This is a genomic window from uncultured Tenacibaculum sp. (assembly GCF_947504135.1).
GTDB lineage: Bacteria > Bacteroidota > Bacteroidia > Flavobacteriales > Flavobacteriaceae > Polaribacter.
In genome coordinates this window covers 612,802-626,659 of sequence record NZ_CANNGG010000001.1, presented here as the reverse complement: position 1 = coordinate 626,659, position 13,858 = coordinate 612,802, and the positions used below count along the sequence as shown (strand labels likewise).

13 protein-coding genes are annotated in these 13,858 nt (G+C 34.1%); 3 read left to right on the top strand and 10 right to left on the bottom strand.

Going from position 1 to position 13,858, the window contains the following annotated elements; translation table 11 throughout:
* From murC to mraZ, 10 genes are all read right to left on the bottom strand, one after another.
* On the bottom strand, window positions 1-1,347 hold the full coding sequence (gene murC / locus Q0663_RS02955; RefSeq protein WP_299006078.1) for a UDP-N-acetylmuramate--L-alanine ligase: 1,347 nt from the start codon (window positions 1,345-1,347) through the stop codon (window positions 1-3).
* Window positions 1,347-2,438, bottom strand: coding sequence for an undecaprenyldiphospho-muramoylpentapeptide beta-N-acetylglucosaminyltransferase (gene murG, locus Q0663_RS02950; protein ID WP_299006075.1), 1,092 nt, complete (start codon window positions 2,436-2,438; stop codon window positions 1,347-1,349). Before murG ends, murC begins: the two co-directional genes overlap by 1 nt.
* Before the next feature lie 72 nt (window positions 2,439-2,510).
* Complete coding sequence (locus Q0663_RS02945) at window positions 2,511-3,701, bottom strand: FtsW/RodA/SpoVE family cell cycle protein (protein ID WP_299006072.1); 1,191 nt, start codon at window positions 3,699-3,701, stop codon at window positions 2,511-2,513.
* A gap of 16 nt (window positions 3,702-3,717) precedes the next feature.
* Window positions 3,718-5,052 carry a UDP-N-acetylmuramoyl-L-alanine--D-glutamate ligase gene (gene murD / locus Q0663_RS02940; protein ID WP_299006069.1) on the bottom strand — a complete coding sequence of 445 codons (1,335 nt, stop codon included), beginning with the start codon at window positions 5,050-5,052 and terminating at the stop codon, window positions 3,718-3,720.
* Window positions 5,053-6,279, bottom strand: a complete 1,227-nt coding sequence (gene mraY / locus Q0663_RS02935; protein WP_299006066.1) for a phospho-N-acetylmuramoyl-pentapeptide-transferase — start codon at window positions 6,277-6,279, stop codon at window positions 5,053-5,055.
* 3 nt (window positions 6,280-6,282) lie between these two features.
* Entirely contained in the window at window positions 6,283-7,749 is a 1,467-nt protein-coding gene (locus Q0663_RS02930) for a UDP-N-acetylmuramoyl-L-alanyl-D-glutamate--2,6-diaminopimelate ligase (protein ID WP_299006063.1), read from the bottom strand.
* Window positions 7,750-9,711, bottom strand: a complete 1,962-nt coding sequence (locus Q0663_RS02925; RefSeq protein WP_299006060.1) for a penicillin-binding protein — start codon at window positions 9,709-9,711, stop codon at window positions 7,750-7,752.
* 57 nt (window positions 9,712-9,768) lie between these two features.
* On the bottom strand, window positions 9,769-10,101 hold the full coding sequence (locus Q0663_RS02920) for an FtsL-like putative cell division protein (protein WP_299006057.1): 333 nt from the start codon (window positions 10,099-10,101) through the stop codon (window positions 9,769-9,771).
* Window positions 10,101-10,997 (bottom strand): 16S rRNA (cytosine(1402)-N(4))-methyltransferase RsmH, encoded by an 897-nt coding sequence (rsmH, locus tag Q0663_RS02915; RefSeq protein WP_299006054.1) that lies wholly within the window; start codon window positions 10,995-10,997, stop codon window positions 10,101-10,103. The genes Q0663_RS02920 and rsmH overlap by 1 nt, the downstream gene beginning before the upstream one ends.
* Window positions 10,984-11,451: a division/cell wall cluster transcriptional repressor MraZ gene (gene mraZ / locus Q0663_RS02910; protein WP_299006051.1), complete on the bottom strand. Its 468-nt coding sequence runs from the start codon at window positions 11,449-11,451 to the stop codon at window positions 10,984-10,986. Before mraZ ends, rsmH begins: the two co-directional genes overlap by 14 nt.
* 201 nt (window positions 11,452-11,652) lie before the next feature.
* On the opposite strand from mraZ, the gene Q0663_RS02905 reads away from it, so the two are divergent.
* From Q0663_RS02905 to Q0663_RS02895, 3 genes are read left to right on the top strand one after another with little or no spacing between them, the layout of a single operon-like run.
* Window positions 11,653-12,417 (top strand): alpha/beta hydrolase, encoded by a 765-nt coding sequence (locus Q0663_RS02905; protein WP_299006049.1) that lies wholly within the window; start codon window positions 11,653-11,655, stop codon window positions 12,415-12,417.
* 24 nt (window positions 12,418-12,441) lie between these two features.
* A complete protein-coding gene (gene yihA / locus Q0663_RS02900; protein ID WP_299006046.1) occupies window positions 12,442-13,053 on the top strand; it encodes a ribosome biogenesis GTP-binding protein YihA/YsxC in 612 nt (203 codons plus the stop codon).
* 31 nt (window positions 13,054-13,084) lie between these two features.
* Window positions 13,085-13,771 (top strand): RluA family pseudouridine synthase, encoded by a 687-nt coding sequence (locus Q0663_RS02895; protein WP_299006044.1) that lies wholly within the window; start codon window positions 13,085-13,087, stop codon window positions 13,769-13,771.
* Window positions 13,772-13,858: the final 87 nt, after the last annotated feature.

Genomic DNA, 13,858 nt, shown 5'->3' with positions numbered 1-13,858 from the left:
CTAGATTTTATGTTTTTCTTTAATTTTATTTTTTACTTCTTCTACCAATAAACCAATATCACCTGCCCCTAACATCGTCATAATTTTTGACTCAGATTTAAGTACTTCGTCACTTAATTTTTCTTTAGATACCAGCTTTTTATTTTCTAAATCTATTTTATCCAACAACCAACTTGAAGTAACTCCTTCAATAGGTAATTCTCTTGCCGGATAAATATCTAACAACAACACTTCATCAAACAACGATAATGCTGCTGCAAAATCATCAGCAAAATCTTTTGTTCTACTGAATAAATGCGGTTGAAAAACTGCTAACACTTTTTCATTTGGAAACATTTCTCGAACCGATTGTGCTACTGCTTTTATTTCTGTTGGATGATGTGCATAATCATCAATTAAAACAACATCTTCTGTTTTTATTTTATATGAAAATCTTCTTTGTACACCTCTAAAAGATTTTAATTGCTTCTTTATTTTTTCTAACGAAACTCCATATACATCTGCCATTGCTAATGCTGCCAGCGCATTCATCATATTATGATTTCCTGGTAGATGGAATTCAATATCTTTAATTTGAGATGTTGGTGTTTGTACATCAAAAATGTACTTACCAACTTCAACCCTAACATTAAAAGCTTTGTAATCTGCATCTTCGTTTACAGCATAGGTCAAACCTTTTAGTGGCAATCCTTTTGCAACAATTAACGTATCTGAAACTTTATTCGCAAACTCAACAAAAGATTGCTGAAGCATTTCATTCTCTCCATAAATATCTAAATGATCTGCATCCATAGAGGTTACACAGGCAATATTTGGAGATAATTTTAAAAACGAACGATCAAACTCATCTGCTTCAACCACCGACACTTTATCTTCACCTAAAATTAAATTGGAATTATAATTTTCTGCAATTCCACCTAAAAAGGAGGTTGCTTTTTCAGGTTGCATAATATGCCCTAAAATTGATGAAGTCGTCGTTTTACCATGTGTTCCAGCCACCGCCAAACAAAAAGTGTTTTTGGTAATTTCTCCCAACACTTCTGCTCTTTTTAAAACCGTATATCTGTTGTCTATATAATAGTTTAACTCTAGATGGTTTTTAGGAACTGCTGGTGTGTACACTACCAATGTAGCTTTTTTAGTTAAAAATGAAATCGGAATATTCTTTACATCATCTTCAAAATGAACCTCTACTCCTATTTCTTCTAAACTCTTAGTGATAGGTGATGGTGTTTTATCGTAACCTGCAACTACTTTACCATTCTCGGAAAAATAGCGAGCCAGGGCACTCATTCCAATTCCACCAATACCTATAAAATAAACGTTATGTATCGTTTTTAAATTCACTAACTGATTAATTTTTCTATTTCATTAACGATATTACTTGTTGCATTAGGCAACGCCAATTCGTTAATATTCTCACTTAAACTCTCTTGTTTCCCTTTATCTTTCAACAACGTTTCTAACACCACAGGAAACGTTTCTAACTCATTTTCTTTGACCACAATTGCTCCATGTTCTTTAGCAATTGATTTAGCATTTTTTGTTTGATGGTCTTCTGCCACGTTAGGTGACGGAATAAAAATGGTTGGTTTACCTACAATACACAGCTCTGACACCGAACTTGCCCCTGCTCTCGACACAATAAAATCTGCCGCTGCATAAGCTAAATCCATTCGGTTTAAAAACTGATGTACTTGTACATTTTCAACTTCATTGTATTTTTTATATTCCTCAAAATACAACTTACCACATTGCCAAATAAGCTGTATATTCTGCTTTTTAAAAAAATCTAAATTCGCTTCTATTAACTGATTTATTTTACGAGCTCCTAAACTTCCACCTAAAACCAACAAGGTTTTTTTAGAAGTATCTAACTCGAAAAATTCTTTGCCTTCTTCTACTTTTGTATGGATGAACAGTAAATCTTGTCGAACTGGATTTCCTGTTTTTATAATTTTATCCTCTGGGAAAAAACGTTCTAAATCATCATAGGCTACGCATATTTTCTGTGCATTTTTACCTAAAAATTTATTGGTTATTCCTGGATAAGAATTTTGCTCTTGAATCAAAGTAGGAATTCCTCTTTGATTAGCAGCCATTAATGTTGGCCCACTAGCAAACCCCCCTGTACCAATTGCTACATCTGGTTTAAATCTTCTTATAATTCGGTGGGCTTTCCATAAACTACTTAACAACTTGATTGGAAACATCAAGTTTGTTAGAGTTAATTTTCTTTGGATACCCGAAATCCATAACCCCTCAATTTCATATCCCGCTTGCGGAACTTTTTCCATTTCCATTTTGTCTTTTGCTCCTACGAACAAAATATTAGCTTCTGGATAACGAACTTTAATTTCGTTTGCAATTGCTATGGCTGGATAAATATGCCCACCAGTACCTCCACCGCTTATTATGATATTAATCGACTGTTTCATACAATCTATTTTAATTTAACATTATGGTTGTATGTAACACTCATAGCAGCTCCAACCCATAAACTTGTATTTTTAATCAAGTGTTTCATGTAAAATATCTAAAGGGTTATCGTCTAAAATTGTTTCTTCAGTTTCGTTTTTAGAAGCGCTTACACTTAAAATCATTCCTAATGCGAAACATGTCATCCAAATAGAGGTACCTCCACTACTAATTAAGGGGAGTGTTTGTCCTGTTACTGGTAAAATATTCACCGCTACCGCCATATTTATCATCGCCTGAAAAACAATCGGGATTCCCACACCTACTACTAACAATGTTGCAAATATGGTGGTAGCTTTTTTAGCTGTTATTAATATTCTAAAGAGTAATAAAAAGTAAATAAAAATAACTACAACTGCTCCTGCCAAACCATATTCTTCAACAATAATTGCATAAATAAAATCGGATGACGATTGAGGCAAAAAGTTTTTTTGAACACTTTTTCCTGGTCCTTTCCCAATAACTCCACCAGTAGCTATGGCTATTTTTGCTTTTTCTACTTGATAATTTTCTTCGCCATTAGGTTGAGAAAAATTTTCAATTCTACTCTTCCATGTATTTACACGGTTTGGCATTGCATCAGGAAACGCCTTAGCTAGTAGTATAAAAAACAAGAAAGAGATGAGTCCCATTCCTAATATATAGCCAATGTACTTTAACGGGTAACCTCCTATAAATGATACTAACAGAATCATAAAAAATATCATGGCTGTTGTTGAAAAGTTTGCCGGCAAAATCAATACCAACACAATACCAACTGGCAACCACAACTGTAACAAACTATCTTTAAAAGAAATAATCTTTTCTTTATGTTTGGCTAAATATCTCGCCACATACACCATTAACACAAGACCTGCCAACGTAGAAGTCTGAAAACCGATACCTACAAACGGAATCCGTATCCATCTACTAGCGTTTGCACCTCCAATCGTTGTTCCTTGAGCTAGGGTAAAAATCAACAGAACAATAACAACTGGAAACATTAAAACAGAACCTCCACTAAAGTATCTATATGGAATTTTATGCACCCCGTAAATCACAGCAAAACCTGTAATTAATAACACGATGTGCTTTATTAAATGTCCAAAAGTAGAACCATTACCCACTACATACACTAAATTGGTGCTAGCGCTATATATTGGCATAAACGAAAATATTGCCAACATTGTTACGATAGCCCAAATAGCTCTATCTCCTTTAATATGTCGAAAGATGTGTTTCATCAATCTTTTTTAGCTTTTATAAGTTTCTTACAGCTTCTTTGAATTTTCTTCCTCTGTCTTCGTAACTTTCAAATAAATCAAAACTAGCACATGCAGGAGATAACAATACCGTATCGCCTTTTTGTGCTATTTTATATGCTACTTTAACAGCCTCTTCTGCCCCAGCAGTTTCTACCAAAACATCAACTACACTCGCAAAAGTGTCTATGATTTTCTGGTTATCTAATCCCAAACATACAATTGCCTTTACTTTCTCTCTTACTAAAGGTAATAAATCTGAATAATCATTCCCTTTATCAACACCACCTACAATCCAAACTGTTGGATTATCCATACACTCTAACGCATAATAAGCTGCATTTACATTGGTTGCTTTACTATCGTTAACGAAATCTATTCCATTAACTTTTTGTACTTTTTCTAAACGGTGTTCTACACCTTCAAAATCAGACAGACTTTCGGCAATTGTTTCTTTTCTTACTTTTAACAACCTTGCTGCCATTGAAGCTGCCATTACATTTTTAGTATTGTGTTTTCCTTGTAGTGTTAATTCAGAAACCTTCATTAATTTTTCTTCTGTATTTAATTTCATCAGTATCGTATCTTGTCTTAAAAAAGCTCCGTATTCCAATTCTTTTTCTATTGAAAACGGCACTAGCGTTGCTCTTGTTTTGTTATTTTTTAACCAATTTTGAATTGCTTCATCATCGGCATCGTATATTAAAAAATCGTCTTCCGTTTGGTTTTTCGTAATACGGAATTTCGAGTTTATGTAATTGTCAAATTTATATTCATATCGATCTAAATGATCGGGTGTGATATTGGTTATTATAGCAACATGTGGTTTAAATGTTTCAATTCCATCTAACTGAAAACTACTTAACTCCAACACGTATTCATCGTAATTATCATCCGCAACTTGTTCTGCAAAACTGTCTCCTATATTTCCACCAACTCCTACATTCAATCCTGCTTTTTGCAATACATAATGTGTTAATATTGTTGTTGTGGTTTTTCCGTTTGAACCTGTAATTCCTATAATAGTAGCCTCTGTAAACTGAACAGCAAATTCAATCTCTGAAATTACTTTCACTCCTTCAGAAAGCAGTTTTTGTACTAATGCTACTTTATCTGGAATACCTGGACTTTTCATTACCACATCAGCGTTTAGAATTTTACTTTCTGTATGCTGATTTTCTTCAAAATCGATTGAATTATGTAAAAGAACTTTTTTGTATCGCTCTGCTATACTTCCTTTATCCGAAACAAAAACCTCATATCCTTTTTGTTTCCCTAAAAGCGCTGTTCCTACACCACTTTCTCCTCCTCCAAGCACAACTAACCTTTTCATTTATCTTAACTTCAATGTTACAATGGTAAATACCGCTAGTAAAATTCCAACAATCCAAAAACGGACTACAATTTTACTTTCATGATACCCTGATTTTTGGTAGTGGTGATGTAAAGGCGACATCTTAAAGATTCTCCTTCCTTCTCCAAACTTCTTTTTCGTGTACTTAAACCATGATACTTGTAAGATTACTGATAGGTTTTCTATCACAAAAATTCCTGCTAAAATTGGCAACAATAATTCCTTTCTAATCGCAATAGCTATAACTGCTATAATTCCTCCAATAGTTAAACTTCCTGTGTCTCCCATAAATACTTGAGCAGGATATGTGTTATACCATAAAAACCCTATCAATGCTCCTGCAAATGCTAGAATAAATACGGTCATTTCTCCTGATTTTGGTATATACATTACATCTAAATAATCTGCAAAAATGATATTACCCGACACCCATGCAAAAATTGCCAAAGCAATAACCATAATCGCTGACGATCCTGCTGCCAAACCATCGATTCCATCGGTTAAATTTGCTCCGTTAGAAACGCCTGTCACAATAAATACGGTAACAAAAATGAATACTATCCATCCATACTTTTCATATCCATCACCTAAAAAACTCAATGCTTTTGCATAATCCAGCTCGTTATTTTTTATAAATGGAACTGTTGTTTTTGTTGATTTATGAGTTTCTCCAAACACTTTCTTTTTTCCATCAACTTGCACAACTTGTTCTGATACTGGTAACTGCTCTTTAATAGTTACATCTGGATGGAAATACAACATAGAACCAACTATTAATCCTAAACCTACCTGCCCTAAAACCTTAAATTTTCCTTTTAATCCAGCCTTATCTTTTTTAAACACCTTTATATAGTCATCTGCAAAACCAATAAGCCCCATCCAAACTGTAGTAATTAACAGAATTATGATATATATATTTTCTAACTTCGACAGCAACAATACTGGGATTAACGTCGCAAGAATGATTATAACACCTCCCATTGTAGGCGTTCCTGCCTTTTGCACTTGTCCTTCTAAACCTAAATCTCTTACCGTTTCACCAACCTGTTGTCTTCTTAAATAATTGATGATTTTTTTACCAAAAATGGTTGATATCAATAAAGATAAAATGAACGCCATTGCAGATCGGAATGTGATAAACTGAAACACACTCGCCCCTGTTAAACTAAACTCACTTTCTAAATATTGAAATAAATAATATAGCATTCGTTAGTGTTTTTTTAGTTGATTGAAACAGTTGGTTACTTCTTCTAAATCATCAAAATGATGACGTACACCATTTATTTCTTGATAGGTTTCATGTCCTTTTCCAGCAATTAGGATGATATCTCCTGACTTTGCTAACTTACAAGCTGTTTTTATAGCCTGCCTTCTATCGACAATCGACAATATTTTTTTATAATTTTCTGCAGTAACACCTTCCTCCATTTGATCTATAATAAACTGTGGATCTTCTGTTCTTGGATTATCTGAAGTTAGAATTACCTGATTACTTAACTGCGAAGCAATCAACGCCATTTTTGGACGTTTAGTCGCATCTCTATCTCCACCACAACCTACAACTGTAATTACTGTTTCATTTCCTGTACGGATATCGTTAATGGTTTGCAACACATTTTTCAAGGCATCAGGTGTATGTGCATAATCTACAATTGCAGTAACCCCACCATCTGAGACCGTATATTGAAAACGCCCACTTACACTTTCTAATTCACTTACAATTCGTAAAATCTCTAGTTTTTCAAGCCCCAACAATTCTGCTACTCCATAAATAGCTAACAAGTTATACGCATTAAACTCACCTATTAACTTCGTCCAAACTTCAACTCCATTAATTGTCAATAAAGTTCCTGAAAAACGTTTTTCTAATACTTTTGCTTTAAAATCGCCTATCGTTTTTAGCGCATAAGTTTGTTTATTTGCTTTCGTATTTTGCAACATTACTTTGCCATTTTTATCATCAATATTTACCAAGGCAAACGCCGATTTAGGTAACGAATCAAAAAATGATTTTTTTACATCGCGATACTCTGCAAAGGTTTCATGATAATCTAAATGATCATGCGATAAATTCGTAAACACACCTCCTACAAACTCTAATCCTTCAGTACGTTTTTGATGTATTCCATGAGAACTTACTTCCATAAAACAATATTCAACACCTTCTTTAACCATCATTGACAAATAGTTATTAATCGCCACTGAGTTTGGTGTTGTATGTGTTGCCTTATATTCGTTTTCATCAACCATTATTTTAACAGTTGATAACAAACCTACTTTATATCCTGCCTTTTTAAACAATTGATACAATAAGCTTGCAATTGTAGTTTTACCATTGGTACCAGTAACTCCTACTAATTGCAAGCTTTTTGACGGGTTGTTATAATAATTTGCCGCTATTATTGCTAAAGCGACATTGGAATCTTCTACTTTTATATAAGTTACTTGCTCATTTTTTTCTTCAGGAAAATCTTCACAAATCACAGCTTTTGCGCCAAGACCTATAGCTTTTTCAATATATTGATGACCATCAACTACTACCCCTCTTTGCGCTACAAAAACATCATTATCCTGCACTTGCCTACTATCAAACTGAACTGCATTAATAACAACATCTGTATTTCCGTAAACCTCATTTACTGATACCTTATATAATATGTCTTTTAAATTTTTCAACTATGATAATTTTAAATATACCGTTGCTCCTTTTTGTACTTTCTTTCCTTTTTCAACAGACTGTTCTGTCACTTTCCCTACCCCAGAAAACTTAACTTTTAACCCCATATTTTCTAATAAAGCTATAGCATCCATACCACTCATACCAGTTACTTTAGGCATTATAGTTTTATATTTTCTTATTTTTTTATAATACCCTTTATACTCATTATCAATCACTTCATCCGAAATCTCATCAGCTACAAATTGGTTATTAATCGCTGTTGAAGTATATATTTTTTGAGCTATTTCTTTAAAAATTGGCGCCGCAACTGTCGCTCCGTAATATCCTTTTTCTTTTTTCGGACTGTGCACCACTACTATACAAGAATATTTAGGTTCATCTGCTGGAAAGAACCCTGCAAATGAAGCTACATATTTCTGATTAGAATAATACCCTCCTTCATACTCTCCTTTATCATTTTTAGTTCGAGGAATATATTTTTTAGCTGTCCCTGTTTTTCCTGCCATGGAAAAATTTGGAGAATAAATTCTCCTTCCTGTACCGTATTGAATAGTATTCTCCATTACCTTTCTCACTTTATCTAAAGTTTCTTGAGAAGCTATTTTTTCTTTCAACACCTCTGTACCGAAACTTTCTTCTACTTTACCTCCAACTCTTAATTCTTTAACAAAATATGGTTTTACTAACTTACCATTATTTGCTACTGCATTATAAAATGCTAAAGTTTGTAATGGCGTAAGAGAAACCCCATACCCAAAGGCCATCCACTCTAGCGAAATTGGACTCCAACTTTTTTCTGTAGGCACTGGTATATATGGCTTTCCCTCTCCTTTAATTTTAACTCCTGTTAACTGACCCAAACCAAACGATTTGATTTTATCTGTAAATTTTTTCGGATTATTATCGTAATGTTTCTGTATCGTTTTTACAATTCCTACATTTGAAGAAACCTCAAACACCCTCCCTAAAGATATTTTACCAAACCCTCCTCTTTTACTATCCTCTACTTTACTATTATTAACATACATCCTTCCTTTTTCACAATCTACCACAGTTGATGTATCTACTACTTTATCTTCCAAAGCCACCATTAAACTAGCTAGCTTAAACGTAGAGCCTGGTTCATGACTCTCCCAAACAGCATAGTTTCTTTTTTCATAATACTTTCCGTTTGATGTTCTCCCTAAATTAGAGATCGCTCTAATCTCACCTGTTTCAACCTCCATTACTACAGCACAACCATGATCCGCCTCGAAATACTCCATTTGTCGCAACAAAGCATGATGTGTAATATCTTGAATATTTACATCAATTGTTGTTATGACATCACTTCCATCAATAGGCTCCTTTTCATTTACATCATTAATAGGCTTCCATTGTCCTTTGGCTATTTTTTGTTTTAGTCGCCAACCATTTTCGCCTTCCATATAATCAGCAAATGCACCTTCTATCCCTGCTCCTCCTCTATAATCATCATACCCAATAGTACGTTCTGCAATTTTACCTATCGGATGCACACGCACCGTTTTTTGCTCCGCTATAAAACCACCTCTATATACCCCTCTGTTAAAAATAGGGAAGCTTTTCATTTTCACATAGTCGTTATACCCTACATTTCGAGCAATTAATAGGTAACGATTTTTCTGATTTCTTGCTTTTCTTAATTTATTTTGATAATACTTTGACGTTTTACCTAACAAGCCAGATAACGACTCTGATAACGCAACAAGATTTTTTTCAAAAACACCCGACTCTACCGACATAACATCCATTCGAATCGTGAACTTAGACATTGAAGTTGCCAACAAGTTTCCGTCAGCGGCATAAACATTACCTCTATTCGCAAAAATAGTATCGTTCTTTGTAGTCTTTTCTAAGGATAATTTACGATACTTTTCACCCTCAACATACTGAAGATTGAAAACTCTAAAAATGATAACAACAAAGAAAAGCGTCATTAAAACAACTATTATATAGAGTTTATTTAATATGCTTTTTTTTTCTACCATTTTGTATTATTCTTTACTATATGTTACTTTAATTTTTTGAGGAGGCTTTTTCGCTGGATACAACCCTTTACTTTTTACTTTATCTCGAATACTGCTCTCTAACTTCATTTTCATTAATTGCGTACTCGTATCTACATCTTCTGCCCGCAGCTCTCTTTTCTTCTTATTTAGCTCTGCTATCTGTACCACTTTAGCATCTGCACTATGCGCACTGTATATCATCATCAACAATAACGCTACCACAAAAATTAAAACCCTCCAATTCTTAAACGAGCTTTCATCTGTAAGAAAACTCCCTCTTAGAAGATCGTATACTATATTCTTCTTTCCTTTCGTCATTACTTTAACGTTGCTATTCGCAGTTTTGCACTACGCGCCCTGTTATTCTCTTTTATCTCATCTTTAGTAGGAACAATCATTTTACCTACTTTTTTCATTGGCTCATTGGTGTTCCCATAAAAATCTTTTTCAGGCTCTCCACTAAACAACCCTGTTCTTATAAATCGCTTCACTAACCTATCCTCTAAAGAATGATATGAAATCACACTCAACCTACCATCTTCATTCAACAACTGCGGAATCTGTTGCAAAAACTCTTTCAACACTTCCAACTCTTGATTCACCTCAATACGAATCGCCTGAAAAATCTGCGCTAGAATCTTATGTTCTTTTGCCTTCGGAAGAAATCTTTGCAACACTACTTTCAACTCGAAGCTTGTTTTGATTTCTTTTTCAGTTCTCGCTTCAACAATTGTTTTCGCCAGTGTTCGTGCATTTCGCAACTCACCATATAAAAACAACACATCAGACAATTGCTCTTCAGTATAAGTATTGATAATTTTCTTGCCAGACAATTCTGATTTCTGATCCATTCGCATATCTAAATCAGCATCAAAACGAGTTGAAAACCCTCTTTCCGCTTCATCAAACTGATGTGACGACACACCTAAATCTGCCAATACCCCATCCACTTTTTTCACTCCGTAAAAACGTAAGAATCTCGAAATAAAACGAAAATTCTCACCAATCAACACAAAACGCGGATCATCAATTTTATTTTGCTGCGCATCCGGATCTTGATCAAAAGCAAACAACCTTCCCTTCTCTCCTAATCGACTCAATATTTCGCGTGAATGTCCACCTCCACCAAAGGTCACATCCACATACACTCCATCTTCTTTAATATTAAGCGCATCTACACTTTCTTTTAACAAAACCGGACTATGATAACTCATCTTCTCCTATATTACCCATTACCTCTTCTGCCAAATCAGCAAAATCAACAACAGCATCATCTATTACTTTTTCATACTTATCCTTATCCCAAATCTCAATAATGTTCACTGCAGACGAAAGCACTACTTCTTTTTCAATTTCTGCGAATTGACACAAATCTTTTGGAATTAATATCCTACCGGAAGCATCCATCTCCACCACTTTCACACCCGCAGTAAACCTCCTGATAAAGTCATTATTTTTCTTTACAAATCGATTTAGTTTATTGATTTTTGCCATCACCGAATTCCACTGCTGCATCGGATACAACTCCAAACAAGACTGAAACACAGAGCGTTTAATCACAAACCCCTCTTGCAACACAGAAGACAACTGCTTCTTGAAAGCCGATGACATCATTAACCTTCCTTTAGCATCTACTTTGCATTCGTATGTTCCAATTAAATTTACCACGTAAAGAAACTATAGTTTGCATCAAAAATAAAAAAAATCTACCACTTTTTACCACATTTTACCACTTTGTTAATAAGTTTTGACTTTTACCCTAAAAAACTGACGCTTAACACCTTCCAAAGAATATGAACCTCAGAAATAATAAAAATGAAATTTTAACAAAAAAGAACTACATTTGTGGTTAAGTCAAACAAGAAATCTATGACTGAATTTTTAAAGAAAGAAGGCAAATTTACATACGCAGAAGCAGGAGAAGGCAATCCAATTATTATACTTCATGGTTTAATGGGAGCTTTAAGTAATTTTGATTCTACATTTAATCATTTTTCAAAAAAAGGATATAAAGTTATTATCCCTGAGTTACCCCTATACACCTTACCACTCCTTAAAACCAATGTTAAGAACTTAGCAAAGTTTTTACATGATTTTATTGAATTTAAAGAACTTAAAGAAGTTACTCTTTTAGGAAATTCTTTAGGAGGTCACATTGGTTTATACTTTACAAAGCACTACCCTGAAGATGTGAAAGCATTAGTTTTAACAGGTAGTTCAGGATTGTATGAAAACTCTATGGGAGATAGTTACCCAAAAAGAGGTGATAAAGAATTTGTTAGAAAAAAAGCACAAGATGTTTTTTACGACAAAGAAATTGCCACTGATGAACTTGTAGATCAGGTTTACGAAGTTATTAACGATAGAAACACGTTAGTTAAAACGTTAGCAATCGCTAAAAGTGCAATTCGTCACAACATGGCTAAAGATTTACCTAGCATGAAACAGCCTACTTGTTTAATTTGGGGGAAACAAGACAGTGTTACTCCTCCAGAAGTAGCTGAAGATTTCCATAAATTATTACCTGACGCTGATTTATTTTGGATTGATAAGTGTGGGCATGCAGCCATGATGGAAAGACCTGAAAAATTTAATGAAACTTTAGAAAGCTGGCTTTCTAAACGCGAAATATAACAGCTAAACTAGCTTAATTGTATCATGAAAATAAAATCTGCTGAATTTGTAATGAGTAACAGCAATGTTATCAACGCTCCAAAAGACCGTATTCCTGAATACGCTTTTATCGGTCGTTCTAATGTTGGTAAATCCTCATTAATAAATATGTTGATGGAACGTAAGGATTTAGCTAAAACTTCTGGAAAACCTGGAAAAACACAGCTAATCAACCATTTTAAGATTAACGAAGAGTGGTTTTTAGTAGATTTACCAGGATATGGTTATGCACAAGTTTCTAAAAAGAAACGACAAATTTTTCAGTATTTTATTGAAAACTACTTCAAAGAGCGCGAACAATTAGTTTGCACTTTTGTTTTAATTGATTCTCGCCACGATCCGCAAAAAATAGATTTAGAATTCATGCAATTTTTAGGAGAAAATCGCATTCCTTTTTGCATCGTTTTTACAAAGGCTGACAAACTTGGGAGCTCTAAATTAAACAAACAAATCACCTCTTACAAAAAGAAACTATTAAACTATTGGGAAGAATTACCAATGAATTTTGTTACTTCTTCTTCAACTGGAATGGGACGTGATGAGTTTTTAAGTTTTATCGATCAGGTAAATGAGGACGTAGCAGAGAATTTTAAATAAGACTTAAAACTACTCAAGTTACGACTTAACTATGTATTCCACTAAAGAAAACCTACAAGTTTTACACGAAGACAACCATATTATAGTGGTTAACAAACGTGCAGGTGATATAGTGCAAGGTGACAAAACAGGCGACAAGCCACTTTCGGATGTTGTTAAAGAATACATTAAGGATAAATACAACAAACCAGGTAATGTTTTTTTAGGGACTGTTCATCGTTTAGACAGACCTACTTCCGGCGTTGTTATTTACGCGCGTACCTCTAAAGCTTTAGAACGCTTAAACAAAATGCTGCGCGACAAAACCATCAAGAAAACCTATTGGGCAGTAGTGCAGCAAAAACCTAAAAAAGCTTCGGATACTTTAACAAATTACCTAAAGAAAAACCCGAAGAATAATAAATCTACAGCCTTCACCAAAGAAGTTGAAGGAAGCAAAAAAGCCATACTTCACTACAAAACACTTAAAAATTTAGATAATTATTCGTTACTAGAAGTCGATTTAGAAACGGGTCGTCATCATCAAATTCGTGTGCAATTATCTAACATTGGTGCTATTATAAAAGGTGATTTAAAATACGGCGCTAAAAGAAGCAATAAAGATGGAAGCATCCATTTACATGCTCGAAAAATTGAATTCACACACCCAGTAAGCAAAGAATTGATAAAACTTACTGCTCCAACTCCATCTGATCCTATTTGGGATGCTTGCTTGTAATTTGTATATTTAGACAAATTTTGCATCACAAAGTCATTACCTAACCTTGTCAGCTTAACTTTGTTTGTCTTGGTTACGTCATTATGG